Origin of the sequence: Leisingera sp. ANG-Vp, assembly GCF_000813725.1 — a bacterium.
Taxonomy (GTDB): domain Bacteria; phylum Pseudomonadota; class Alphaproteobacteria; order Rhodobacterales; family Rhodobacteraceae; genus Leisingera.
Map to the genome: position 1 here is coordinate 55,840 of NZ_JWLD01000037.1, position 26,176 is coordinate 82,015.

General features: G+C 62.2%; 22 protein-coding genes. 7 read left to right on the forward strand and 15 right to left on the reverse strand.

Features of this window, described 5'->3' with window-relative positions:
- Nucleotides 1–61: 61 nt before the first annotated feature.
- The 6 genes from RA20_RS12730 to RA20_RS12760 all read right to left on the reverse strand — a co-directional run bounded on the left by RA20_RS12730 (nt 62) and on the right by RA20_RS12760 (nt 6,589).
- The gene (locus RA20_RS12730; RefSeq protein ID WP_152618510.1) at nt 62–1,435 is read right to left on the reverse strand and encodes a calcium-binding protein; all 1,374 of its coding nucleotides are present in this window, start codon (nt 1,433–1,435) and stop codon (nt 62–64) included.
- Nucleotides 1,436–1,644: 209 nt separating this feature from the next.
- Nucleotides 1,645–2,448 carry an inositol monophosphatase family protein gene (locus RA20_RS12735; RefSeq protein ID WP_039129192.1) on the reverse strand — a complete coding sequence of 268 codons (804 nt, stop codon included), beginning with the start codon at nt 2,446–2,448 and terminating at the stop codon, nt 1,645–1,647.
- A gap of 101 nt (nt 2,449–2,549) precedes the next feature.
- Complete coding sequence (locus RA20_RS12740) at nt 2,550–2,900, reverse strand: H-type lectin domain-containing protein (RefSeq protein WP_039129194.1); 351 nt, start codon at nt 2,898–2,900, stop codon at nt 2,550–2,552.
- A gap of 88 nt (nt 2,901–2,988) precedes the next feature.
- Nucleotides 2,989–3,507, reverse strand: coding sequence for a hypothetical protein (locus RA20_RS12745; protein WP_152618511.1), 519 nt, complete (start codon nt 3,505–3,507; stop codon nt 2,989–2,991).
- A gap of 110 nt (nt 3,508–3,617) precedes the next feature.
- A complete protein-coding gene (locus RA20_RS12755) occupies nt 3,618–4,832 on the reverse strand; it encodes a PAS domain-containing protein (RefSeq protein WP_052248990.1) in 1,215 nt (404 codons plus the stop codon).
- 161 nt (nt 4,833–4,993) lie between these two features.
- Nucleotides 4,994–6,589, reverse strand: coding sequence for a class I SAM-dependent methyltransferase (locus RA20_RS12760; RefSeq protein ID WP_039129201.1), 1,596 nt, complete (start codon nt 6,587–6,589; stop codon nt 4,994–4,996).
- 208 nt (nt 6,590–6,797) lie between these two features.
- Here RA20_RS12760 and RA20_RS12765 point away from each other — a divergent pair, with 208 nt between their 5' ends.
- Entirely contained in the window at nt 6,798–7,754 is a 957-nt protein-coding gene (locus tag RA20_RS12765; RefSeq protein WP_039129203.1) for a hypothetical protein, read from the forward strand.
- Between the two features lie 88 nt (nt 7,755–7,842).
- Here the strand turns inward: RA20_RS12765 and RA20_RS12770 are convergent, their stop codons facing one another.
- The 5 genes from RA20_RS12770 to RA20_RS12790 are packed head-to-tail and all read right to left on the reverse strand — an operon-like array spanning nt 7,843 to nt 12,750.
- Entirely contained in the window at nt 7,843–8,256 is a 414-nt protein-coding gene (locus RA20_RS12770; RefSeq protein ID WP_039129206.1) for a F0F1 ATP synthase subunit epsilon, read from the reverse strand.
- A gap of 57 nt (nt 8,257–8,313) precedes the next feature.
- Nucleotides 8,314–9,738: a F0F1 ATP synthase subunit beta gene (gene atpD, locus RA20_RS12775; RefSeq protein WP_039129209.1), complete on the reverse strand. Its 1,425-nt coding sequence runs from the start codon at nt 9,736–9,738 to the stop codon at nt 8,314–8,316.
- 21 nt (nt 9,739–9,759) lie between these two features.
- On the reverse strand, nt 9,760–10,635 hold the full coding sequence (locus RA20_RS12780; RefSeq protein WP_039129212.1) for a F0F1 ATP synthase subunit gamma: 876 nt from the start codon (nt 10,633–10,635) through the stop codon (nt 9,760–9,762).
- A 15-nt stretch (nt 10,636–10,650) separates the two neighbouring features.
- Nucleotides 10,651–12,189, reverse strand: a complete 1,539-nt coding sequence (gene atpA, locus RA20_RS12785) for a F0F1 ATP synthase subunit alpha (RefSeq protein WP_039129216.1) — start codon at nt 12,187–12,189, stop codon at nt 10,651–10,653.
- The gene (locus tag RA20_RS12790) at nt 12,190–12,750 is read right to left on the reverse strand and encodes a F0F1 ATP synthase subunit delta (protein ID WP_039129219.1); all 561 of its coding nucleotides are present in this window, start codon (nt 12,748–12,750) and stop codon (nt 12,190–12,192) included. It lies immediately after the preceding gene.
- Between the two features lie 496 nt (nt 12,751–13,246).
- Here RA20_RS12790 and RA20_RS12795 point away from each other — a divergent pair, with 496 nt between their 5' ends.
- Both RA20_RS12795 and RA20_RS12800 read left to right on the forward strand, forming a co-directional pair.
- Nucleotides 13,247–15,079 carry a calcium-binding protein gene (locus RA20_RS12795; RefSeq protein WP_039129221.1) on the forward strand — a complete coding sequence of 611 codons (1,833 nt, stop codon included), beginning with the start codon at nt 13,247–13,249 and terminating at the stop codon, nt 15,077–15,079.
- A 66-nt stretch (nt 15,080–15,145) separates the two neighbouring features.
- Nucleotides 15,146–15,946 carry a hypothetical protein gene (locus tag RA20_RS12800; protein WP_039129223.1) on the forward strand — a complete coding sequence of 267 codons (801 nt, stop codon included), beginning with the start codon at nt 15,146–15,148 and terminating at the stop codon, nt 15,944–15,946.
- 9 nt (nt 15,947–15,955) lie between these two features.
- Here RA20_RS12800 and RA20_RS12805 read toward each other — a convergent pair whose 3' ends face one another.
- Nucleotides 15,956–16,702 (reverse strand): class I SAM-dependent methyltransferase, encoded by a 747-nt coding sequence (locus tag RA20_RS12805; RefSeq protein ID WP_039129226.1) that lies wholly within the window; start codon nt 16,700–16,702, stop codon nt 15,956–15,958.
- 55 nt (nt 16,703–16,757) lie between these two features.
- On the opposite strand from RA20_RS12805, the gene gloB reads away from it, so the two are divergent.
- From gloB to RA20_RS12820, 3 genes are all read left to right on the forward strand, one after another.
- The gene (gene gloB / locus RA20_RS12810; RefSeq protein ID WP_039129229.1) at nt 16,758–17,531 is read left to right on the forward strand and encodes a hydroxyacylglutathione hydrolase; all 774 of its coding nucleotides are present in this window, start codon (nt 16,758–16,760) and stop codon (nt 17,529–17,531) included.
- 179 nt (nt 17,532–17,710) lie between these two features.
- Nucleotides 17,711–20,035, forward strand: coding sequence for an ATP-dependent Clp protease ATP-binding subunit ClpA (clpA, locus tag RA20_RS12815; RefSeq protein ID WP_039129233.1), 2,325 nt, complete (start codon nt 17,711–17,713; stop codon nt 20,033–20,035).
- A complete protein-coding gene (locus tag RA20_RS12820) occupies nt 20,035–21,024 on the forward strand; it encodes a M23 family metallopeptidase (RefSeq protein ID WP_039129236.1) in 990 nt (329 codons plus the stop codon). The genes clpA and RA20_RS12820 overlap by 1 nt, the downstream gene beginning before the upstream one ends.
- Before the next feature lie 302 nt (nt 21,025–21,326).
- Here the strand turns inward: RA20_RS12820 and RA20_RS12825 are convergent, their stop codons facing one another.
- From RA20_RS12825 to RA20_RS12835, 3 genes are all read right to left on the reverse strand, one after another.
- Nucleotides 21,327–23,189 (reverse strand): peptidoglycan -binding protein, encoded by a 1,863-nt coding sequence (locus RA20_RS12825; protein WP_039129238.1) that lies wholly within the window; start codon nt 23,187–23,189, stop codon nt 21,327–21,329.
- 3 nt (nt 23,190–23,192) lie between these two features.
- The gene (locus tag RA20_RS12830) at nt 23,193–24,383 is read right to left on the reverse strand and encodes a biopolymer transporter ExbB (RefSeq protein WP_039129240.1); all 1,191 of its coding nucleotides are present in this window, start codon (nt 24,381–24,383) and stop codon (nt 23,193–23,195) included.
- Between the two features lie 77 nt (nt 24,384–24,460).
- A complete protein-coding gene (locus tag RA20_RS12835; protein WP_039129244.1) occupies nt 24,461–24,991 on the reverse strand; it encodes a gamma-glutamylcyclotransferase in 531 nt (176 codons plus the stop codon).
- A gap of 67 nt (nt 24,992–25,058) precedes the next feature.
- Between RA20_RS12835 and RA20_RS12840 the strand changes: the two genes are divergently transcribed.
- The gene (locus RA20_RS12840) at nt 25,059–26,057 is read left to right on the forward strand and encodes a DUF2125 domain-containing protein (protein ID WP_039129247.1); all 999 of its coding nucleotides are present in this window, start codon (nt 25,059–25,061) and stop codon (nt 26,055–26,057) included.
- The last annotated feature ends 119 nt before the right edge of the window (nt 26,058–26,176 follow it).

Consider the following 26,176-nt stretch of genomic DNA (forward strand, 5'->3'; position numbering starts at 1 on the left):
TTACTCAAAGGCATCTGCTCTACCGCATGCCGGTATGCCTACCAAGGATGACGCCCCGGCATCAGAACAGGAAATTACCGGCATCCAAATCAGATGCCCCCACACCAATCAAGGTGAGCACGGAGCTGCCAAAGACAATCTGAGCATCCCCATCACCGCGGATCTCAAGTTCATCAAAGCCGCCGGCCGAAGTTGCGGAAAGATCAATCAGATCCCCGCTGCTGAAATCCTCGATGGTATCCTGTCCGCTGCTGTTCCTGAAAACAAATCGGTCAGCCCCTCGCCCCCCCCAAAGGTAATCATCGCCTTTACCGCCGTTCAGAATGTCGTCGCCGTCCTCTCCAAACAAAGTATCATCGCCTTTACCGCCGTTCAGGATGTCGTCGCCGTCCTCTCCAAACAAAGTATCGGCGCCGTCACCCCCGAACAGACTGTCGTCAAAATCAGAGCCGTGCAGTTTATCTGCGCCCATTTTGCCTTCAATCCAGGCTGCCCCTCCCCAGCGTCCCACGACAAGATCATCTCCTGAACCCGCGTTGACTACACTTGCGCCACCTTGGGTGACAATGATGTCATCGCCGCCGTTCCCGAACAATCTGCTGCCATCGCTCGCCCCGTACAGCGTGTCATTACCGTCCCCGCCCTTAAGCAGTCCGCCTGAGCCGCTCCTGTCATCTAGCAAGTCATCTCCAGCGCCCCCGCTCAGCGTGTCATCACTGCCCCAGCTTTGCAGTTGATCATTGCCTTCACCGCCGACAAGAGAATCAGCACCAGCACCGCCGCGGATGCTGTCGTCGCCGGCACGCCCGGCAACAGTCCCGCCGGTATCTGCCGCGATGATCGCATCATTGCCGAAGCTGCCCTTTATGCTACGGATATTAAATGTGCTGATCCCGGTAAAATCCGCGTCGCCCTGCACGCGGATATCAACCGGCCGGTCCGGGTCGTCATTGACGATCCATTCCACGCTGTCCATGTCAGCTATGCGGATGGCGCCGGCGTTCAGACCGGGGCTGACCTCACTGAGATAGATCATGTCGGTGCCGTCGCCGCCGTCATAGCTGACCCAGCCATCCCTGCCGTCAGTGAAGAAGATGTCGTTGCCAGCGCCTCCTGTAAGTTCGTCATCGCCGCCTCCGGCAGACAAGGCATCATCGCCCTCGCCGCCCAGCAGGATATCATCACCAGCACCGCCAAACAGGGTGTCGCTGCCCTCGCCGCCTGACAGGAAATCGTTGCCCTCATTGCCAAACAGCGCATCGGTTCCGCTGCCGCCCAGCAGAACATCCCGCCCCTCGTTCCCGAACAGAATATCCGCACCGTCATTGCCCACAAGGGCATCATGCCCCGCAGCACCATAGAGGCGGTCATCCTCTTCAGTTCCTGTCAGGTGATCACTTCTTACTGTTCCAATTAACAACATGTTTTCCCTCAAATTTAGACAACCGCAAGATGTCTGAGGATGATTGAGAAAAAGCTAATGTAGAAGTTCGGCCTTACCCGGAATCCCCCCCACGGGTACATTCAGCGACAGGAAAGCGGTTGCCCCGTCACCGCACCGGAGTACGCCAGCGAAAGACTTTCTGATCACAGAAGAAAACCCTGGACTGACCGGCTGTAAGCTGTGACCCGCAGCAGGAAAGGTTAGTCCGAGAGCCCGGGCTGCAGTGCACTGGCAATCAGATCCAGAGCTTCCTCGTGCAAGGCTTGCGACGACGTGGCGATGATGCCTCCGGCGGACGCCAGCGACAGCGGCTCGCCTGCCCAGCCAGTCATGGCACCACCCGCGCCTTCGACTATCGGAACCAGCGCACAGATATCGAACCCCTCCAGATCGGTGCCGTTGATGGCCAGATCCAGCTTGCCGTGTGCCAGGGCGCCATAGGCCGGGGAGCCTGCGTCAAAGGCACTGATCCGCACGGTCCCGCGCAGCGCCTCATAAACAGCCGCGTTGGCATCCGGGAAAGCGTCATGATTGGCAATGGCGGCTTGGGCGGCAGCGAGGCTGTCCAGGCCGGACACCTGCAGCACCTGGCCGTTCAGCAGTGAAGGCGCGCCGTGCGCACCGCTGTAGCACGCACCGCACAGTGGCAGGTCCATCACCCCGAGCACCGGCTCCCCGTCGCGGCACAGGCTGATCAAAGTGCTGAACCCCGGCAGCCCCATGCCGAAATGCCGGGTGCCGTCGATCGGATCGAGCACCCAGGTCCAGCCCTCAGCGGCCTGATCTCCGCCAAACTCCTCGCCCCAGATTCCATGGCCAGGAAAATTCTCTTGAAGAAAGCCGCGCCAGAGCTGCTCAATCTCCAGGTCTGCACGGGTCACCATCGAGCCGTCCGGTTTGAAGTCTGCCCGGCCCGGCTGCTGCCAGATTCTGCGGGCAACTGGACGGGCCAGTTCAGCCATGTGGAGCGCTGCGTTCAGGAAGGGGTCCAGATCAGCGGCCATTTAAAGTCCTTGCGCGCGTGGTTTCATTCAACGCGATGGATGCACGAGGGGCAGTTGCAGCTCAAACCAAGGTTTTGTGACAGCTGCGGGCCGCGGCGAATTCAGTCCACATCCCAATCGTCGGCATGCGGCAGATCGCCGATTGCAAGCCAGGAAGCACGCAGCCGGGCGGCACGGCTGTCGGCCCAGGTGCGGAAGACGATTTCAAACCCCTCGCAGGTAATGTTCTCGGCCACTAGCTCGGCCCGGAAGGCCGCCGACGTGTCCATGTCCCAAAGCGATACCGAAACATGCACCGCCGGCGGGCTGGCAAAGGCTTCGCCGAAGACCACCGCCCGGCGCCGCTCACGCGGGCCGGAGCCGGTCCACATCTCGCCGCCGTCCTCGAAATCCGAAAACACCTCGGCATCGCCCTGATGGATCCCCGTGCGGGGGTTGCGCAGTCGTCTCATCCGCCGTCCCTAGCGTCCTGTCCCTGGCCCAGATTAAACTTGGCAGCAGGGAATGAAAGAGGTCTGAACGCCGCTGCTGCGTCGCAGCCTAAGTTTCATTGGCCTGCCGGGTCTGCCGGTGCCAATTGCGCAGCCTGCGCCCCTGCCTGAGGCTATGAAAGCCAGCCAATGCAAGGCCCCAGGACCACATCACCCAAAGCATTCCCCAGTACGCGCAGGTCCAGTGAACATCCGAGTAAGAAAAGCTCACCCGGTCTAGCGGCGGGTTTTGCATGCCAAAAAGCAAGACGGCTGATACGGCCGGGATGATCAGCAGAAGCTTGACCGGGCTGTAACGGTTCCGGGGCGCCCCCCAAACAAAGAGCGGCGCAGTCGCCAGCGTCACCGGCAGCAGCAGCGGCAGCGGCCGCCACATCCCGCAGGCGGTTCCATCGGTGAACCAGGAGCTTTCCAGCACCAGGGCGCTTGCCACGCCTGCAGAGCAGATGATCAGCAACGGCGTGGCATACAGCCAAAGCCCGATCCTGATAATAAATCTGAAACAGGCTGCAATTAATGAAATCACTGCTGGTGCCGGTGCTCCGCTTATTGCGGCGGTTGTCGCCAATCCGCGGGGCGGCTGCAAGAGCAAGCTGGCACGGGTTTGGCAGCTGCAGCCGCCATGGCCACTGCCGCGGACACAAGCCCGCGGCGCATGGGCCTGCCGGATGCCGGTGGTCAGCCCTCTTCGCTGAGCGCGGCGCTGAGCTCGGAGATCTTTTCCAGCCGCGCCGAGATCCGGTCCTGGAACAGGCCCAGTTCGTCAATGATCGAATTCAGCGATTCCCCGACGTTGCCCAGCCGGGCGCATTCGATTTTGCACAGCACCCGTGTGGTGGTGAGTGCCATGAAATGCCGGTGCAGGGTCAGACAGGCTTTCTGGATCCGCTCGGCCTCAAAGCGGACGTCCTTCAGGCTGGCTCCGGCCTTGTTGAACTGGACCTCGGTCAGCTCTGACAGAATGGATTGCTCGCGGGTGATATCAATGGCGCCGCTGCCGTCCTCCTGCTCCAGCTGATGGCCGCATTCAGTAAGGATTCGCGCCAGCCCTTCGACAAAGATCGCCGCTGTGACGGTGCCCTTGATCGCACGGAAGTTGCTGTTCTTGCCCCAGACATGCGCCTCGAACCAGTTGGACATCTCACGTGACATGGCGCTGTAATTTTGCGACAGCACCGTGACCGGCCCGCCTGCGGGCTCGATCCGCGAGGCAATGACCCGCAGGTTATGCGGGATCGTGCGCATAGATTCAAATTCCTGCACCAGCGCCTCGGTTTCCTCAACCAGCTTGCCCGCGGTGGAGTGCATGACCCGGCGCTCTGCGATCCGGGCGTCGGCGGGCAGTTTCAACCCGGCGTCGCGGGCCAGAAGCTCCTCTGCCAGCGCGTGGCCGGCAAAATCATTGTAAGTGGCGAACCCTAGTTCCTGCAGCCGCGCCAGCAGCAGCCCGGCACTCTCCTCCGGGCTGACTTCCTCGGCATTCTCGGCCTGGCGCAGGCGGGCATACTCACCCTCAATCGTCTTGAGCAGCGGGCTGACCGGCTTGATCCGCGCTGAAAGATAGCCGCCGTCACAGGGGGTTGCGACAGCAAACACCCAGTAGTAGCTGCCATCGCTGGCCTTGTTTTTGACATAGGCGCCAATGGTTTCACCGCGTTGCAGCGTGTCCCAGAACAGCTGGAAGACGCCGCGTGGCATATCAGGGTGGCGGATCAGCTTGTGGGGCGCGCCCAAAAGCTCCGCCATCTGGTACTTGGCAACCCGGCTGAAAACCGCATTGCCGGCCTGTATCACCCCGCGGCCGTCGGTGCGGGAAAAGAACACCTCATCCAATGCAAACGGGGCTTCCCTGCCCCCGGAGTTCAAAGCCAGAGTGCGATCTTCAAATGACACGGGTCAGGTTCCTGTCAGCGGTTATCCAATTCAAGATTCTGTTTAACCAGCACAGCTTTTCAAATTGCTAATTTGCAGCAGCTGTAAGGGATTTGCCCGCGTGGCCGGCCTGACGGCCTTCCCTTGTATCCGGGCCCGGCAGACGGGCCCGGAGGGTATCGTCAGGCCGCAGCTTCCTGAGCTGCTGCTTGCGGTGCCGCTTGCGCAGGCGCCTCAAAGGTCAGCCCCAGGATCTCGCACAGCGGCAGGCGGCGGGCGGCGAAGTTGGCGGCCCTGGCCTGCAGCAGCGCCAAGTTTTCTTCGTCGGTCTCCAGCACCCGGCCTTCGTGCTGCAGCCGCTGCCCTTGCGGCGCTAGAATACGCCAGGCCAGCGCAGCCCACTCTCCGGGGGTCTCCAGCCCTTCGCTACGGGCAAGAAGGAACAACTGTTCAAACCGGTCCAGCTCAACCCCGCCGCCGGTGACCGGCGACGCCAGGAAGCGCAAGGTGTCGCTGTCCTCAGCCCGTTTGCAGACCGCCAGGTTGAAAGCGCGGCAGGCGGCGGCGCGTTCCGGCATCCCCTCCAGCGGCAGGCTGGGAGCGATGCACCCGGTTCCCGCCAGCACCTGCAGCATCAGCGAGATGCTGCCCCAGTCCATGGAGCCGAACACGCCCTGATCCAGCAGGCTGCGCACCGTTGCCGGACCATCCGACAGAGCTTGCAGAACCGGTGCATACTGCTGCTGATCCAGCGGGATCTCCCTGCCCCGGTGCTTGAGCTTCAGCGCGCCGCCCTTGTAGGGTCGTGCCAGCGCCAGTGTGGTCGCAAACCAGGCGCCAATCTCTCCCCGGGGTGTATGGGGCAGCTTGCCCTTGACAAAGATGTCGGTGCGGAAGTGCTCATTCAGAAGAAGGTCGCGCAGCGCTTCCTGCCGGACCGGGTCGGTCTCGGCGTCCAGCAGCGCCTGCTGTTCCGGGGTGAAGCAAAGAATGTCGAGATTGTCCAGCGGATGCACCGAACCCAGGAAATTCAGCTTCGCCTGGCCCAGCTCTGCCGCCAGATCCTTGAAATCGAACGGCGTCCAGTCCTTGTTGAAATACTCATGCGCCAGGTAGCTTGGCGGCATTTCCTTCATATGTTCAAGCCGCTGGCCAACAGACGGGTTCTTGGCATAGTAGCCGGCTCCGGCCTGCTCCAGCCCCCGGGCGTAAGCCACGGCTTCGCGGATCCTGCCGGGCAGCGGACCGCTGCCCTGCGAAACGCGGCTGGTCAGAAGACGGCGCAGCGGCAGGGCCGCGGCCCAGCCGGGCAAGGCGTTGTAGCTAACATAGACCAGTCCGCCCGGCTTCAGCCGCTGGGCGATGAACGCATTGATATGGGCACGGTTTTCAGAAGAGACCCAGCTGTAGACACCGTGCAGGGCGATGATGTCAAAGGCTGCGGGCAGGTCTGGAGTTTCCCCAAAATCCTCGAACGCCCGCTCGTGGAAATGCATGTTGGCCAGCCCCGCCTCTTGCGCAAGCTCGGCAGCGCCGGCCATGTGGGAAGGGCTGAAGTCCATCGCGTGAAACTCGATGTCCGGATTTGCAGCTGCCAGAAGGTTGGCCGAGAACCCCTGGCCGCAGCCCAGCTCGCAATAGGTGACGCCTTTGCCATTCAGGCCGTGCCGGTGGCCCTGGCTCATTGCGCCGAAGGCCAGAAGGGCCGGAGTCAGCTGGCTGTGGAAGTCATAAGTGTAGTCGATGCCGGCGACATAGCCGGAAGTCCAATCGGTCAAGGCGGGATCCTGCTGGTTAGAAATAGAGTTCAGATTCTCAGCAGTTTTTTCGAAAACTTGTGAGGATGCGGTTAACAGATCGCGGACTTCACCAAGCCGTGAGATCCCGCAATTTACGCAGGCCGAATGGCAACCGCTACTTACAATCTGCGGGCGAATCCGGAAGGTTAGGACGCCAGTCACTTCCACCTCGGATTTCGAAAGACCCATGATGCGGATCATTTTTTCCTTCCAGACCCTGCCAGTTGAAATGCTGCCGGATCTGCCGGCAGACCTCCGCATTTTTCATTCAACGGAAACCCTTACTGTCGGGCCTTTGGCCGGCTGGGATGACCCCGCAAGTTTTTGGCAGGCCCGCAGGTCCTTCTGGCGTTCCACACCGGTGTTTGACATGCCTGACGGAGAGAAATGGGACGCTGAACCCTGGATCCCGATCAACCCGCAAGCAAGCCGCTTTCTCCTCGAACTGGTGAAGAAAGGACCACCTATTGAAGATGATTGGCCCTTTGCTGAACCGGAGCCAATGGAGGAAGTTGTCCAGCAAGCAGATACGATAGAGGTATGGAGCAGCTCGTCCGCTGACGAAACATTGGGGCTATGGCGTTTGCTTGAGGATGTTTCCCGCCTGCGTTCTGATCCGGCGGCCCTGCGCATTCGCAGTTTCAAGAAGCAGCTCCGTACCTTCGAAGATCAGGCCCTTTGGCTTCAGCTGATCGGCGGGCGGCAAGATTGTCCGGTTCCGGCAAGGCTGGTTTCACCTGAGGAGCAGGAGAAAATGCGAAGCCTTGGAAGAGCCGCGGCGGGCCTTCCGCAAAACTGGCCCGGGGCTTGGCGAACAGATCCCGATGCAGCGGGTGTGTTTTCAGTCCTAAGGGGGCGGATCCCCGATCCGGCAACGGGGCTGACAAATATCCGCTCCCGCCTGCTGAGCGCGGCGCAGAGCCGGTGGATGAAGATGACCCGGGTTGTGGGCGATGCCATGGTCAAGGGCTGGGACGATGCCGATCAATTAAACGTCGGAATTCTGCAAATGGAGCTTGAGGCGATGGCACAGCTTGAGTTGCCGCTTGTCGAGATAACGGGCCAGGGAGCCATGCGGCACTGCGAGGTCCGCCTTACAGAGCAAGGGAATGTGCTCAAGGCCCGTTTGGCCGGAGCCGGCTGACCCAAAGCTGCCGGCTCAATACCGGCAGCGGACAAAAAAACCGGCCCCCAAGGGAGCCGGTTTCAAAATCGTCCAATCCGCGTCTGGATCAGAGGGACATGTGGGTGCCCAGGGCTTCCATGTCGGCCAGCAGCTTGGCTGCGTCCTCGACCAGGCCGTGCGGCTGGTCTTCCTCTTTCGCGGTCTTGTACATCTCGCGGGCTTCCTCGATCAGCGCGTTCATCTGATCGCGGGTCATTTCAGCCATCGGGATCGCGCGCTCGGCCAGAACCGACAGGCTGTCGCCTGCGATTTCGGCAAAGCCGCCGGTGACCAGATAGTCCGCGTTGCCTTCCGGGCTTTCGACCTTCAGCACGCCGGGGCGCAGGGTGGTGATGGTCGGCGCGTGCTGAGGCATCGCCGTCATGTCACCCTCGGAACCCGGGATCTGAACCGCGCTCGCCTGCAGCGAAGCCAGGCTCCGCTCGGGGCTCACGAGGTCGAATTGCATCGTTTGTGCCATTGGGGCCTCCTTTCAGGGTTCCCCTGCCCCGCCAGCGGCGCAGGGGAAAATCCGTGCTTAGGCGGCTTCCGCAGCCATCTTCTCGGCTTTGGCCAGCACTTCGTCGATGCCGCCAACCATGTAGAAGGCGCCTTCGGGCAGGTGGTCGTATTCGCCGGCCACAACCGCCTTGAAGGACGAGATGGTGTCTTCCAGCGGAACCTGCACACCGTCGGAGCCGGTGAAGACCTTCGCAACGTCGAACGGCTGGGACAGGAAACGCTGGATCTTACGCGCACGCGCAACGGTCAGCTTGTCCTCTTCCGACAGTTCGTCCATGCCGAGGATCGCGATGATGTCCTGCAGCGACTTGTAGCGCTGGAGGATCTGCTGAACGTCGGAAGCCACTGCGTAGTGTTCTTCACCAACGATCTGCGGGTCCATCAGGCGCGAGGAGGAGTCGAGCGGGTCCACAGCGGGGTAGATGCCGAGTTCCGAGATCGCACGGTTAAGAACGGTGGTCGCGTCCAGGTGGGCAAAGGTGGTTGCCGGTGCCGGGTCGGTAAGGTCGTCCGCGGGAACGTACACAGCCTGGATCGAGGTGATCGAGCCGTTCTTGGTGGAGGTGATGCGTTCCTGCATGGCGCCCATGTCGGTTGCCAGGGTCGGCTGGTAGCCCACCGCCGAAGGAATACGGCCGAGCAGAGCCGACACTTCCGAACCCGCCTGGGTGAAGCGGAAGATGTTGTCCACGAAGAACAGAACGTCGGTGCCGGACTGGTCGCGGAACTGTTCGGCCAGGGTCAGGCCGGTCAGCGCAACACGGGCACGGGCTCCCGGAGGTTCGTTCATCTGACCGTACACCAGGGCCACCTGCGATTCTTCCAGGTTGTCCGGCTTGATCACGTTGGACTCGATCATTTCCCAGTACAGGTCGTTGCCTTCACGGGTCCGCTCGCCAACACCCGCGAACACGGAGAAGCCCGAGTGCACTTTTGCGATGTTGTTGATCAGTTCCATGATGAGAACGGTCTTGCCCACGCCGGCGCCGCCGAACAGGCCGATCTTGCCGCCTTTGGAGTACGGGGCCAGCAGGTCGATGACCTTGATGCCGGTCACCAGGATCTCGGACTCGGTGGACTGTTCGTTGAACTCGGGTGCGGGCTGGTGGATCGCGCGGGTCTCGGTCGCGTTGACCGGGCCCTTTTCGTCCACGGGCTCGCCCACGACGTTCAGGATGCGGCCCAGGGTCGCGTTGCCGACCGGGATCGAGATCGGCGCGCCGGTGTCGGTCACTTCCTGACCGCGGACCAGGCCTTCGGACGCGTCCATCGCGATGCAGCGGACGGTGTTTTCGCCGAGGTGCTGAGCCACTTCCAGAACCAGGGTCTTGCCGTCGTTCGGGGTGTGCAGTGCGTTCAGAATTGCGGGCAGGTGGTCGTCGAACTGGACGTCCACAACGGCGCCGATGATCTGAGTCACCTTGCCTTTTGCTTGTGCCATTTGTTGGTCTCCGGTTGTCTCTTAGAGCGCCTCAGCGCCCGAAATGATTTCAATCAGCTCGTTGGTGATCACGGCCTGACGGGAACGGTTGAACTCGATGGTCAGCTTGTCGATCATATCGCCCGCGTTGCGGGTCGCGTTGTCCATCGCGCTCATCCGGGCACCCTGTTCGGATGCGCCGTTTTCCAGCAGCCCCGAGAAGATCTGGGTTGCCACGCCGCGCGGCAGCAGGTCCGCCAGGATCTGCTCTTCGCCGGGCTCGTAGTCATAAACCGCAGCCGGGCTCTCGGACTCGCCGCCCTCATAGGAGGCCGGGATGATCTGCTGAGCGGTCGGGATCTGGGTCACGACGTTGACGAACTCCGCGAAGAAGATCGTGGCAACATCGAATTCACCAGCATCGAACCGGGTCAGGATGTCCTTGGCGATGCTCTGCGCGTTGGCATAGCCGATGCGCTTCACTTCGCTCAGGTCCACATGGCCGACGAAATCATCGCCCAGGTCGCGCTTCAGGGCGTCGCGGCCCTTTTTGCCGACGGTCAGAACCTTGACCGTCTTGCCCGCGGCCTTCAGCTCGGCCGCCTTCTGGCGGGCGAGCTTGGCAATGTTCGAGTTGAAGCCGCCGCACAGACCGCGCTCGGCAGTCATCACGACCAGCAGCTGAACCTGGTCCGAGCCGGTGCCGCGGAGCAGCTTGGGCGCGGAGTCGGAGCCGCCGACCGAGGCCGCCAGCCCTGCCATCACGGCATTGAACCGCTTGGTGTAGGGCCGGGAATCCTCGGCAGCTTCCTGGGCGCGGCGAAGTTTCGCCGCGGCCACCATTTGCATGGCTTTGGTGATCTTGCGGGTCGATTTGACCGACTCGATCCTGTTTTTAAGGTCCTTGAGAGAAGGCATGTCCCGTCTCTCTCCTTATGCGAAGGTTGCGGCGTATTCGTCGATCGCAGCCTTGAGTTTGTCAGCGGCGTCGCCCTTGATCTTCGGATCTTCGTTGGTGATCCAGTCCAGGGTTGCTTTGCCTTTGCCGCGCATGTGGGCGATCAGGCCTGCTTCCCAGCGGCCGACGTCCTTCAGCTCAACGCCGTCCAGGTAGCCGTTGGTGCCTGCGAAGATGACGCAGACGATTTCAGCGTTGGTCAGCGGCGAGTACTGCGGCTGCTTCATCAGCTCGGTCAGACGGGCGCCACGGTTCAGCAGCTGCTGGGTGGCGGCGTCCAGGTCGGAGCCGAACTGGGCGAATGCTGCCATCTCGCGGTACTGGGCCAGCGACAGTTTCACCGGGCCTGCAACGGTCTTCATCGCGTTGGTCTGAGCCGAGGAGCCCACACGCGAAACCGACAGACCGGTGTTCACGGCGGGGCGGATGCCCTGGTAGAACAATTCGGTTTCCAGGAAGATCTGGCCGTCGGTGATCGAGATCACGTTGGTCGGAATAAACGCGGACACGTCGCCGCCCTGGGTCTCAATAACCGGCAGAGCGGTCAGCGAGCCGGCGCCGAAGTCTTCGTTCAGCTTTGCCGAACGCTCCAGCAGGCGGGAGTGCAGGTAGAAAACGTCGCCCGGATACGCTTCACGTCCCGGCGGACGGCGCAGCAGCAGGGACATCTGGCGGTAGGCCACGGCCTGCTTGGACAGGTCATCATAGATGATCAGCGCGTGCTTGCCGTTGTCACGGAAGTATTCGGCCATCGCGGTTGCGGCATAGGGTGCCAGAAACTGCAGCGGTGCCGGGTCGGACGCGGTTGCGGCAACCACGATCGAGTATTCCATGGCGCCGGACTCTTCCAGCTTTTTCACCAGCTGGGCAACGGTCGAACGCTTCTGGCCGACAGCAACGTAGACGCAGTACAGCTTCTTGGACTCGTCGTCGCCTGCGGCGTCGTTGTAGACTTTCTGGTTCAGGATGGTGTCCAGAGCCACGGCGGTCTTGCCGGTCTGACGGTCGCCAATGATCAGCTCGCGCTGGCCGCGGCCGATCGGGATCATCGCGTCAACCGACTTGAGGCCGGTCGCCATCGGCTCGTGCACCGATTTACGCGGGATGATGCCCGGCGCCTTGACGTCAGCAACCTGACGCTGGGAGGCGTTGATCGGGCCCTTGCCGTCCAGCGGGTTGCCCAGACCGTCGACAACGCGGCCCAGCAGCTCGGGGCCGGCCGGAACGTCCACGATGGAGTTGGTACGCTTGACGGTGTCGCCTTCTTTAATGTCGCGGTCGGAGCCGAAGATAACGATACCGACGTTGTCCGCTTCCAGGTTCAGCGCCATGCCCATGATGCCGCCCGGGAATTCGACCATTTCACCGGCCTGAACGTTGTCGAGGCCGTAGACGCGGGCAATACCGTCACCGACGGACAGCACGCGGCCGATTTCTGCCACTTCGGCTTCTTGACCAAAATTCTTGATCTGGTCTTTAAGGATCGCAGAAATCTCTGCTGCTTGGATACCCATTTATCCGACCTCTTTCATTGCATTCTGTAGGGAGTTGAGCTTGGAGCGGATCGAGCTGTCGATCATCTTCGAGCCCACTTTAACGACAAGTCCGCCGATGATGGAGGCATCGACGGAAGCATTAATGGTAACTTTCTTGCCCACGCGCTCGGCCAGGGTCTTGGCTAGCTTTTCGCTTTGGGTCTTGGTCAGCGCCTTGGCCGAAACCACTTCGGCGGTGACTTCGCCGCGGGCGTCAGCCAGGCGGGCGCGCAGCGCGTCAACCAGCGCAGGCACCACAAACAGGCGGCGCTTGTCGGCCATCAGAGCCAAGGTATTGCGCAGGACGGGATCAATGCCCATCTTGTCTGCCACCGCGGTGATAGCGGCGCCCTGCTCTTCGCGCGACACGAGCGGCGAGTGGATCAGATTGTTGAGGTCTTCGCTGTCAGCCAGCGCGGCTGCCAGGTCATTGATGCTGGATTCAAGGCTGTCGAGCGCCTTGTTTTCTTCCGCGATGTCGAACACCGCCGTGGCATAGCGCGCAGCAATGCCTGCAGAAATCGAAGCTGGTTCGGACACGTCCACCCTTCCGATATGTTTTTGGCCCCGGTTGGCATACCTGGCCACAGGCGGCGTCCGGGGGCGTGAGTCATCCCCCATTGGCAGCGGGGCGTTGAAATCAGCGTGGGTCTAGCAGAGCGGATGCGACCTATCAACTCTCTATAACGGTAACATTGGAAAGCAAGTTTTATGCGTTTTCAATGGCTTGCGTGAAGTGCGGCCCTTTGACCACAGTATATTATTAAAAAAGTGCGGCTGAACTGCAGGATTTGGCGATTCCGGATAGCGGCATTTGAGGCAAAAAACGTCACATATGGAGGGAAAACCACCCAAACGGGCAGTGACGGCAGATTTCGGGAATCGAAATGCAACGCCGTTTTGCCGCCTCTTGGCCCTCTGGAAGGAAAGGCGCGCCTTTTCCTGCGGCGAAGCGCCCCGGATGCTGGACAAACCCATGCTTCAGCGCAATTGTAACGTTTATCGTAAAAATAGATTCAACTGATAGACCGATAGTATGCTCGCCGTTATCCTGATGGCCACGGCCGGTGTCGCCGCCGCAGCTGCCGTCATTGACACCATCAACGACGAAGACGACATCCCCCTCCCTCCTGAAGAGCCGGAACCGCAACCTGAACCGGAGCCAGAACCGGAGCCGGAGCCGCAACCCGAGCCTGAACCGGAACCAGAGCCTGAACGTGAGGAAACCGTTCGGGGCACAGCCGGAGATGACGAGATTGAGCTTTTCAGCGGCCAGACCGGGTTCGGACTGGATGGCAACGACACTCTCGGCAACCGCTACGAAGACAGTGTCACAGTCTACGGCGGCGCAGGAGATGACCTTCTGCACTCCGGCAACCATGGTGCGGCGGCAGGCGGAGAGGGGAACGACACGATTGACGCCGGCTTCTTTAACGAAGTGACAGGCGGTTCGGGAGATGACCTGATCGATACCGCCCACACGTCAGAGATTGATGGCGGCAGCGGCAACGACACGATTGACGCAAACGGCCACAGCACGATCTCGGGCGGCAGCGGCAACGATGTGATTAACGGCGGCTGGGAAAGCCGCGTTGCAGGCGGGGGCGGCAGCGACACGTTGTACGGCGGCAGAGGAAGCACGCTCGGCGGCGGTGCCGGGGACGACGAGATTCACTCCTGGGCCAGCACCGGCGCGCGCTCCTACATCTACGGCGGTCAAGGAGCGGATTTTCTGACCAACGTCGGCAACGCCAGCCTCGACGGCGGTGCAGGCAACGACACATTGAGCTTCCTCGACACTGGCCGGGCCGGCGTTTTGAGCGGTGGTGATGGTGCAGACGAATTCAACATCGGCACACGGGGCACTCGCAGTTTCAGCCCGGATGACGCGGTTATTATCGCCCGCATAGAAGACTTCGACCCTGAAGAAGATGTTCTGGTACTCAATACCGGCGATTTCATCGACTGGCCTGTATACGACATTGTGTCATTCGAAACACGCTCTGCCGACGGCGACACCGAGGTGCTGATACATCTGCCGGTTTCCGAAGATAATCCTACCGGGCAGTTCGACACCGCCGCTATTCTGCTCGAGGGCGTCCGCAATTTTTCAGCGGATCACATCCGGCTGGTCAACGACGGCCAGGAGGTTGAGCCGGTAGTCGGCGATGATACTGATGAAGCGTACAGCAGCACGGTTTCGTCTTCCTACTACACCTTTGGCGGCGATGACACCGTTGAAGCCGGAGGTATTCGTAATGTGGTCAGGCTGGGGAGCGGCAATGACGTGCTGACAGCCACCAGCCAAAGCCTGTCGGTGAAAGCCGGCAGCGGCGATGATGCTATAGTCTGGACCCCCGCCGAAGTTTCGGATCAGAGCAGCGACATCCGTCTGGGCCCGGGCGACGATACGCTGACGGCCAGCGGTGACAATCTCCTGATCGATTCCGGGCAAGGCTCGGATGTCATCAACCTGCCGCGGGAAGCCGGCCCGGACATCGAAATCTGGAGCGAAGGCGGCGGCGCAGAGCTGACCATCGGCATGCAGCACAAGGTGGCCATCTATGAGAGCGGCGACCAGGTGACCCTGAACGTCTACCCCGAGCATCTGGAACGCGGTCCGGCGCTGCTGGAACTGCATGAATCCGACATAACCGATCTCTCGGTAGCGCTGAACCTGCCGCCTGACATTGACGGCCCGATCGAAGTTACCCGGGAATACGACTCCAGCGAGCCGCAGCTTGAACGTATCCGGTACACATTCTCGGCACAGGACGGAACCGATCTGCTGGTTCTGGATGTTCTTGCAGACTCCGAGGGCGTTTCCGCGGATAATGTCGCGATCAACCGGAACGTGATGTTTGAGTGACCGCCGCGGTTTTCATAGCAGTTTTCATGCCGGCTGAGGCCGGGCGTTCAATAGGAAGGGAATTCAATGCTCGCAGCTATTCTCCTTGCAACTGCAGGCGTGGCCATTGCCGCAGCCGTGATTGACAGCAGCGAAGATGAAGGCGCCAGCGACGGCACGCCGCCAATCGAGGAAGACGGGCTGACCGTTGTCGCAGAGGACGGCGAACCGGAGCAGATTGACCTTGAGACACTGGAAGAGGTTGACGGCGCACAAGTGTTCGAGGGCAGCGAAGAAAATGAAACGATCTACATTGATCCGGACACCACAAGCGAGTTCAGCATCCAGCTGAACAGCGGCGGAGCGGATACCGTGGTCACCGGGCTTGGCCAGTTCATCGACACCAGAGATGATGAGGAGGCCGACGCCGAGGAAAACGCTGATACCGTCCGCCTAGTTTACACGCCTGATGCAGCGGAAGAATTGTTTGAAAACGGCTCGGTGCGTAGTCTGTATTATATGGACAGCAATGATGTTCTGGAACTGGAGTTTCCCGAGGGAAGCGACGGTACTGTATTGCCGGTTCACATCACCCAAGAATTCCAACCCGGCCCTGCATGCTGTTCCAGCGGGGAGAACATTTGGATGACCCTGGTATACGTCCCGGCCGGCGTCGAATACTCGGAGGAAGAATTGGAAGCCAGCTACGGGCACAACTGGGAGGAGTTCGGAATGGTGCCGATAGCGGACTTTTATCTGGGAGAGCGCGGCGATATCGACCGAACGCACGAGGGCGGTGAGCGGATCGAGTGGGACGATGTCACTGCACCGCCTATCCTGACCAGCAATCTGCCGATAGCGCCTAGGATTTTTGTCGACTTCTTCTGAAAACCGCCCTCAGACCGGTTCCGGCATCGGGTTCGACAGCCCCTCCAGCACCCGGATCCGGCTGGGGGTCTTGCTGCGGATCATCTGGCCCTTCTGCGGGTAGGTCTGCTTGCTGACCTCGACCATGAACACGCCGCCCGCGATCATTGCGGGCAGCTTGCGGCCCATTTTCTCCAGCATGCCGCCGGACTTCAGCCAGAACCGCTTGTGGCTCGGCAGCCGGTACAGCGCTGCGGTGTGCTGTTCGATGGCAAACTGGTGATCGCGCAGCTGAGCTTCCAGCTGGCGCAGCGTATAGGGGCGGCCAAAACCGAAGGGCGTCCGGTCTGAACGCGCCCAAAAGCCCGCCCGGTTCGGAACAACGAAAATCGCCCGCCCCCCGGGGCCCAGCACCCGCCAGCATTCCTCCAGCAGCTTGGTCGGCTGTTCCGATGTCTCCAGCCCGTGCATCACAACCAGCCTGTCGATGCGGCCGGTGTCGATGGGCCAGCTGGTTTCCTCGCACAGCACCGAAACATTGGGCAGGCCCGCAGGCCATTGCATCACCCCCTGCGGCCCCGGCATCAGCGCCATCACCCGCCGGGCGCCGGGCAGATAGGGGCGCAGCAGCGGCGCGGCGAAACCGAAGCCCGCAACGGTCTGGCCCTCAGCCTCCGGCCACAGCTCCAGCAGGCGGCCGCGGATCGAGGCCTGCGCGGCGCGCCCCAGCGTGCTGCGGTAGTAAAAATTCCTCAGATCCTGAACATCAAGATGCATTGCGGGCGCCCGCTCCTTCAGCCAATCTGGGCGCAGTTTAGCAATGTAAAGGCGAATGGCCATGCCTCTTGAGATCATCACCCTGCCCTGCCTGTCGGATAACTATGCCTTTTTGATCCATAATCCGGCTTCGGGCGAAACCGCGCTGGTGGATGCGCCCGAAGCGGGCGCGATCCGGGACGCACTGAACGCGCGCGGCTGGGGGCTGGATTGGATCCTGCTGACCCATCACCACTGGGACCATGTGGATGGAGCAGCAAAACTTCAGATGGAATTTGGCGCCAAGATCATTGGAGCGGCCACCGATGCCCACCGCCTGCCGGAACTGGACCTGGCGGTCGAAGACGGCGGCAGCTTCACGCTGCTGGGCGAAGACGTGCATGTGATGGATGTTTCCGGCCATACAGTGGGACATATCGCCTTTCACATGCCTGGCACTGATGCCGTGTTCACTGCTGACAGCCTGATGGCCCTTGGCTGCGGCCGGCTGTTTGAAGGCACCCCGCCCCAGATGTGGAAAAGCCTGTCGCGTCTTGCCGCGCTGCCGCCGCAAACTATGGTTTACTCAGGGCATGAATACACCCAGTCTAACGGTGCATTTGCGGTCACCGTGGACCCCGGCAACCCGGCGTTGCAGGCGCGTGTCCATGATATCGCAAAGGCCCGTGAAAACGGTGTGCCGACGGTGCCATCCTCCTTGCAGCTGGAGCTGGACACCAACCCTTTCCTGCGGGCCGGTGACGCTGCCGTGAGAGCAAACCTGGGCATGGAAGGCGCTGAAGACGCAGATGTTTTTGCCGAAATCCGCAAGCGCAAAGACAATTTCTGAACAAATCAAGGGGTCCAGAGGGCAACAGGGAGAAAATATTTGTGACCCCAAAATGCAGAAAAGCCCTTGAAGCCGGCGCGCTATCAACCAAACTCTAACCTTATAAGCACATGGTTGAACTGAGGGGATGGTTAACGCCGACCCCGTACCGGCCAACCCAAGATCAGAGGAGCACGCCCGTGCCTTCATTCTCGAGCACCCTGGAACAGGCCATTCACGCAGCGCTGGCGCTGGCGAATGAACGCCGTCATGAATTCGCAACCCTGGAACATCTGCTTCTGGCCCTGATCGACGAGCCCGACGCGGCCCGCGTAATGCGCGCCTGCAGCGTCGACCTCAGCGAATTGCGATCGTCCCTGGTGGAGTTTGTGGATGAGGATCTTGCCAATCTGGTGACCGACATTGACGGCTCGGAGGCGGTACCGACCGCCGCCTTCCAGCGTGTCATCCAGCGCGCCGCCATTCATGTGCAAAGCTCCGGCCGCACAGAGGTGACCGGCGCCAATGTGCTGGTGGCAATCTTTGCCGAGCGCGAAAGCGACGCGGCCTACTTCCTGCAGGATCAGGAGATGACCCGTTATGACGCGGTGAACTTCATCGCCCACGGTGTCGCCAAGGATCCCGCATTCGGCGAGTCCCGTCCGGTGACCGGCGCGACCGAGCAGGAAGAGGACAATCTGACCGCCGCACCGGAGGGCGAAAAGAAAGAGTCCGCACTGGCGAAATACTGTGTCGATCTGAACGCGAAGTCCCGCGACGGCGACATCGACCCGCTGATTGGCCGCGACCACGAGGTGGAGCGCTGCATCCAGGTGCTGTGCCGCCGCCGAAAGAACAACCCGCTGCTGGTGGGCGACCCCGGCGTCGGCAAGACCGCCATCGCCGAAGGCCTGGCGCGCCGCATCGTTTCCGGCGAAACTCCGGATATCCTGTCGGAAACCACCATCTACTCGCTCGACATGGGCGCGCTGCTGGCCGGCACCCGCTACCGCGGCGACTTTGAAGAGCGGCTGAAGGCCGTGGTCTCCGAACTGGAAGACCACCCCGACGCGGTTCTGTTTATCGACGAGATCCACACCGTGATCGGTGCCGGTGCCACCTCCGGCGGCGCCATGGATGCGTCAAACCTGCTGAAACCTGCGCTGCAGGGCGGCAAGCTGCGCACTATGGGTTCCACCACCTACAAGGAGTTCCGCCAGCATTTCGAAAAGGACCGCGCCCTGTCCCGCCGGTTCCAGAAGATCGACGTGAACGAGCCGTCTGTGGAAGACTCCATCGAAATCCTGAAAGGGCTGAAACCTTATTTCGAGGAGCATCACGGCATCAAGTTCACCGGCGATGCGATCAAGACCGCAGTGGAGCTGTCGGCACGTTACATCAATGACCGCAAGCTGCCGGACAAGGCCATCGACGTGATCGATGAGGCCGGCGCCGCCCAGCATCTGATCATCGAAAGCAAGCGCCGCAAGACCATCGGCGTCAAGGAGATTGAGGCCGTGGTGGCCAAGATCGCCCGCATCCCGCCGAAAAACGTCTCCAAGGACGATGCCGAAGTGCTGAAGGATCTGGAGAAGTCTCTGAAACGTGTGGTCTTCGGCCAGGACGATGCCATCACCGCGCTGTCCAGCGCCATCAAACTGGCCCGTGCGGGCCTGCGCGAACCGGAAAAGCCGATTGGCAACTACCTGTTTGCGGGCCCCACCGGCGTCGGCAAAACCGAAGTCGCCAAACAGCTGGCAGATCAGCTGGGTGTGGAGCTCTTGCGCTTCGACATGTCGGAATACATGGAGAAACACGCGGTCTCCCGCCTGATCGGCGCACCGCCGGGCTATGTCGGCTTTGACCAAGGCGGCCTTCTAACCGATGGCGTCGACCAGCACCCGCACTGCGTGCTGCTGCTCGATGAGATCGAGAAGGCGCATCCGGATGTCTACAACATCCTGCTGCAGGTCATGGATAACGGCCAGCTGACCGACCACAACGGCCGCACCGTGAACTTCCGCAACGTGATCCTGATCATGACCTCTAACGCCGGAGCGTCAGAGCAGGCAAAGGCCGCCATCGGCTTTGGCCGCGACCGCCGCGAAGGCGAGGATACGGCTGCGATTGAGCGCACCTTCACGCCGGAATTCCGCAACCGCCTGGATGCGGTGATCTCCTTCGCGCCGCTGGGCAAAGAGGTGATCCTGCAGGTGGTCGAGAAATTCGTGCTGCAGCTGGAAGCGCAGCTGATGGACCGCAATGTCTCCATCGAGCTGACCCGCAAGGCGGCCGAATGGCTGGCCGACAAGGGCTACGACGACCGCATGGGCGCCCGTCCTCTGGGCCGGGTCATCCAGGAGCACATCAAGAAGCCGCTGGCAGAGGAGCTCTTGTTCGGCAAGCTCACCAAGGGCGGCGTTGTTCAGGTCGGCATCAAGGACGGCAAGCTGGATCTGCGCCTCGAAGGGCCAAGCAAGCCGCGGATCTCCGGCAATAAGCCTCCGCTTTTGACCGCAGACTGATGCGCCTTGCAGCACTGATAACAGCAACATCGCTCGCCGCGCCCGCCGCGGCGGGCGATTTTCTTTTGCAGTTCCCGCTGGACTGCACCTTGGGCGAAGACTGCCACATCCAGCAGTTTGTCGACCACGATCCCAGCCCAGAAGCTTCGGATTTCACTTGCGGCACGCTCAGCTATGACGGCCACAAAGGCACCGATTTCGCCCTGCCCTACCTATCGGACATGCAGGCGGGCGCCCAGGTGCGCGCAGCTGCGGACGGGGTGGTTCTGGGCACCCGTGACAGCATGGCTGACACCTATGCTACTGAAGAGAACGCAGCCGCCATCGAAGGCAAGGAATGCGGAAACGGCGTGATCCTGCGTCACGCCGATGGCTGGGAAACACAGTACTGCCACATGAAACGCGGTTCGGTTCAGGTGCAGAAGGGCATGAAGGTTACAGCGGGCGATGTGCTGGGCGAAGTCGGCCTCTCCGGCAAGACCCAGTTCCCGCATCTGCATCTCTCGGTGCGCAAGGACGGCGCGGTGGTGGACCCTTTTGCGCCGGACCAGCTGGGCACTTGCGGCGCGGCACCTGCGGACACGCTTTGGGCCGAGCTGCCGCCCTACCAGCCCGGCGGTGTCCTGGGGGCCGGGTTCAGCACGGCTATTCCGGACTACGGCGCGGTCAGGGCGGGCTCCGCGGATGAAGCGCCGCTGGCACCGGATGCGCCTGCTTTTGTTTTCTGGGCCTACGCCTTTGGCGGCCAGGCAGGTGACACACTGGAACTCACTGTGACCGGTCCCGGCGGCGAGCTTGTGTCGCACAGCGAAGCCCTGCCCAAGAACCAGGCGCAGTTTTTCCGCGCCGCCGGCCGCCGCCTGCGCGGCGGTGCCTGGCCTGCGGGCACCTATTCGGGTACCGCCCGGCTGCTGCGGGATGGGCAAGAGATCGACCGGTTTCTCAGCAGCATGGAAATACCCCAGGAAGACAGCGCAGCCTCGCAATGATACGCTGCCGCAGCCGCCGCGGCGGCTGCCCGGCCCAACGGGCGCGGTTGTCCCTTGGGGCAGCCTGGCGCCGGGCGGGAGCGCGCCGGGCGGCACTCCAGCACATCCTCCGGTCCGCCGCCGATTTGATAACGCCCGCTTTCGCAATAGTTTAAAGGGAGCCCTACTGCCCGGTGGGGCAGCAACCCGTGTGTAACTAGTAAGCTTGTCTCCATTAGTGAAGCGGGTTGCACCCGCCACCGGTCCGCCTACGGTACGTCCACAGCTGCCCTGTCAGCTTCCGGTACGGATTGCGCTGCATCTCACTTCTCAGTGAATTTCAATTCAATCCGCCGGTTCTGCGCCCTGGCCTCCGGCGTATCTTCCAGATTGACCGGCTGATACTCGCCAAACCCGTTGGCCGCCAGCCGCGACGGCGGCACGCCCAATGCTTCTACCATATAACGCACTACCGACAGTGCCCGGCCCTGGCTGAGCTCCCAGTTGTCGGCAAATTTCGGATGCACGCCCAGCGGCGTATCATCTGTATGGCCGTCCACCCGGATTACCCAATTGATCTCAGGCGGGATTGCCGCCACCACGCTCTGCAGGATCGAGACCACCTTGGCAATCTCCACCTGGCCCTCTGGCGACAGCGTGGCGCTGCCCGGCGCAAACAGCACTTCAGAAGCAAAGACAAAGCGGTCGCCCTGGATCGTCACCCCCTCCTGAGTGCCCAGAAGATCGCGCAGGCGGCCAAAGAACTCCGAGCGGTATCGCGCCAGATCCTGCGCTTCATCCGCCAGCCGGCCCGCTTCGGCTTCCAGCCGCGCAGCCTCTGCCTCCAGCCGCTTGCTCTCCTCTTCCTCCAGCAAGCGGCGCTTGCGCTCCTCAGAAGCCGCGCGGGCCAGCGCGGCGTTCAGGTCCTGGCCAAGGTTTTGCAGCTGCACCTGCTGCGCCGCATCGCGGGCCTGATAATCATCCAGGATCGCCTGCAGACCGCCAAGCTGCTCGCGCAACGCTGCCACCTGCTGATTGAGCAGCGCTGTTTCGCGGCGGGCTTCCTCTGAGATGGCCTGTTCGTCTGACAGGGCGGAACGGGCCTGGGCCAGCAGCGCGGCCCGCTCCTCGGCCAGTGTCAGCCGCTCCGACGCGGAAGCTTCTGCCGTTTCCAGATCCGCCACGGCGGCCAGCAGGCGCTGGCGCAGTACATCCGCATCCGCAGCCTGCGTTTCAGCAGCCGCCAAAGCTGCTTTGGCCTCTGCAAGTTCCGCTGCCAGCTGACCGGCTTCGGCGTCCGAGCCGGCGCGTGCTGCCTCCAGCTCGCTCAACTGTGCATCAAGCTGTTTCTTTGCGGCTTCTGCAGCCGCCAGCAGGGTCAGCGTATCCTCCGCCTCCTGCCGCTGCGCTTCCAGCGCCAGCGTCATGGCGGTGAGCTCAGCATCGGCTGTTTGCAGACGTTCACGCAAGGCTTCAGCCGCAGCTGCCTCTACAAGCCGGGCGGTTTCCTCAGCGCTCAGCTGCTCTTGCAGTTCAGAGATCTGCCCGGCCTGGGCCGTGCCCTCAGCCTCCAGGCTGGAAATCAGCGCCTCCATCGCTTCCCGCTCTGCGGCAGCCAGCCGCGCAGCTTCGGTTTGGGCATCAATCTCGCCGCGGGCCTGGGCCAGGGCCAGATTCAAGGCCTCCTGCTCGCTTAGCAGCGCGGTGCGAGCTGCTTCAAGGCTTTCGCGCTCGGCGCTCAAATCTGCAACCTGCAACCGGGCTGCATCGCGGCTGGCAATCAGTGCCGCGACCTGCGCCTCAAAACCCGTGATGCGGCTGGCGGCCTCTGCCAGTTCACCTGCCTGCCGGTCGCGTTCAGCGGTCAGCGAAGTGATCAGGCTGCGGGCTTGCTCCAGATCCTGTTCCGCCGTGTTCAGCGTTGAGGTCAGCGCCCCCAGCCGGGCGTTCAGGCGGCTGTTCTCGCGTTCTTCCAGCCCCAGGGCTGAGGCCAGCGCACTGACTTCGGCCGACAGCTCATCCAGCTGGCTTTCCTGGCCTGTGATCGTCTCGCGCAAAACAAACTGCACCACCATGAAGATGGTCAGCACAAACATCAGCACCAGGAGGAGCCCGGTCATCGCATCAACAAACCCGGGCCAGATCGAGGCCTGGAACCGCTGCCCTGTGCGCCGGGAGAGGGCCATGGCTTACTCCCCCGCGTCCCGGCCCGGCATGCCGCCGCGCGACAGCCCGCGCGGACGGGCGAATGCCTTGACCAAGAGGTCAATGTCCTTGCGCAGCTCGGTAAGGCTTTCCTGACGGCCGGCCGAGATCTCCTCGAGGATGCGCAGCATCTGCACGTCAATCGAGCGCAGCCGCATCCGGCTTTCGGCGTCGATCCCGCCGTGCTCGCCCTGGGCGCGCAGAATCTCGGTCAGTGCCTCCTGCCCTACCGCGACCCGGTCCAGCGCAGCGGTGATGGTGCCGGTCTGATCCTGGCGCCGGTTCATTTCCTGAATGGTTTCCACCAGGTCGCTCAGCTTCTGGTCCACTGCCGCGCGCCCTGCCGAGGTTTCGGCAAACATCATCTGCAGCGCGTCCATCTGCTCGGCCATATTGTCGAGCACCTGCGAGACCACGCCGCTGTCGCCCGGTCCGTCCTCGCCCGAGGAGAAGCTGACGCGGGTGATTGAGGACAGCCATTCCTCCAATTCTCGGTAAAAGCGGTTCTGGCCGTGGCCGGCAAACAGCTCCAACAGGCCGACGATCAGCGAGCCAGCCAGGCCCAAGAGCGACGAAGCAAACGCCACACCCATGCCGCCCAGTTGCGCCTCAAGGCCGGTCATCAGACGGTTGAAGACGGAAAGCCCCTCCTCGCCTTCTTGCGGCGCCAGACTGCGGATGGTGTCGACCACGGCCGGAACCGTGGTGGCCAAGCCGTAGAAAGTGCCCAGAAGGCCCAGGAAAATCAGAAGGTTGACAATGTAACGGGTGATTTCTCGATCTTCATCGACACGATTGGCAACCGAGTCCAGGATCGAACGGGTCGAGGCCGAGCCCAGCTGCATCCGGGCGCTGCGCGAACCCAGCAGCGAGGCCAGCGGTGCCAGCATCGAGGGCGGGCGGCGGTGCTCCTGATTGTCGCCGGCGGCGAAGCGTTCGATCCAGCGCACCGAGCCGATGAGCTGCACCACCTGCCAGAAACAGGCCAGCACGCCGATCACGAACACAAGGACGATAAAGCCGTTGAGCCAGGGGTTGGCCTCGAACACCGGCAGCACCCGCGGCAGCGCCACAAAGGCGCCAAAGCCGGAAAGCCCCAGCGCGATCAGCATCATGATGATCTGCCGCACCGGCTGGGAGAACTGCGGCCGGGTCTTGCGGTCTGGCTGCGCCATCTTGTCGGGCTCCTGACACTTTTGCTGCTCGTATTGCGTTTGCAGCCTATAAGCAAAGTGTCAAAAGCGCCAAGGCTTTATGCGGTGATTTCCCGTACCCTGCCGGTCAGCCAGTCAAGGTCGCGGTCCGCCAGGCCGATCTCGGCCAGATGCTCGGCAGTGTTGTAGAGATATTCGGTATTCGGCCCGCGCCCGCCAACCGCATGGGCGATCATCTGCGCCTGCTCTTCCAGGCTGAGGCCGCCGCAATACTGCACATGGTGCGGATCGATCACATAGGTGACCGCCGTCACCACCGAGCCGTCCGCCAGCTCCACCTCCAGGTCACGCTCCAGATAGGCTGAGGAGATCAGCTCGCGCTCGCGCAGCTCGGCAAGGGTCTGCTCTTCGTGGCCGGCCTCAACCGACAGTGCCAGCCCCTTGCAATGGGCGCCTTCGGTCGCGTCCAGCGCCAGCACCAGGCCCGGGTGATCCTCAGTGCCGCGGTGATGGATCGAGGTCATGCAGAAGGAACGCGCATAGCCGTGCAGCACCGCCACCTCGCGCCGCGCCACGGGAAACCCCGGGTTCCAAAGAAGCGATCCGTATCCGAATACCCACATGGTCATGTTGTCTGGCCCTTTCTGCTCTCCCTCTATAAACAGCAATCCTGCTGCGGACAAAAGAGGCTATCCAATGCGCCTGGCCAAACTGCTGATCACCGCCCTGGTGCTGTGGAGCCTTTACTGGGCGGCCGCGGCCTGGGGGCTGAGGGCCGGCATCGCCGCCTGGTTCGCCGAGCAGGAACGGCAGGGGTGGCAGGCGGAGTATGCCGGGCTTGAAACCAGCGGTTACCCTCTGCGCCATGCAACCCGGATCACCGGCCCTGCGCTGGCAGACCCGGGCACTGGCACCGCCTGGCGGGCGGATTGGCTGGACCTCGAAAACCCGGCGCTCTGGCCCGGATATCTGACGCTGGGGTTTCCTGAAACAGCGCAGCGGCTGTCCTATTTCGACCACACCGCAGTCATCACTGCACAGAGATTGCGGACGAACCTGCAGCTGGCACCGGGTACAGCACTGCAGCTGGAAGAATTGGCTTTGTCCTCCGGCCCCTGGCAGATCGCCCGCAGCGGCGAGGCGGTGCTCAGCGGCAGCGCGCTGGACCTGAGCATGGAGCAATCCGGCGAACCAGAAGTCTACCGGGTTGCCGCAAAGGCTTCGGAGTTCGCCCCGCGTGCGGCTTGGCGGCGGCGGCTTGCGGCCAGCTCGGACCTCCCGGAGCGGTTCGACACGCTGGCAGTGGAGATGACCGTCACCTTTGATGCGCCCTGGGACCGCACCGCGCTGGAACAGCAGCGGCCGCAACCGCGCCGGATCGATCTGAAACTGGCCGAAGCGCGGTGGGGCGGCCTTCAGCTCAAGGCGGCTGGAACCGTCACCGTGGATGAGCGCGGCCTGCCGGAAGGCAACGTTGCCTTGCAGGCGGAAAACTGGCGCGGATTGGTGCTGATGGCCGAACGCAGCGGGGTGCTGCCGCCAGCCCTGCGCGGCTCGGTGGAACGGGTATTGGATCTCCTGGCCCAAGCCAGCGGAAATCCGCGCCATCTTGATATTACGTTGGGGTTCTCAGACGGCCTTGTGACCCTGGGCCCCCTGCCCCTGGGCCCCGCACCGCAGCTGATCATCCGCTGACCGGCGCAGCGAGCGATCTGTCAAAAGCCGCACCGCGCAGACACCGTTTTTCCTTTACAAGCAAGCTCGCTCACACAGGAAATGACGCGCCGGAGCGTGCTTGCACCTGACGCGCTTCA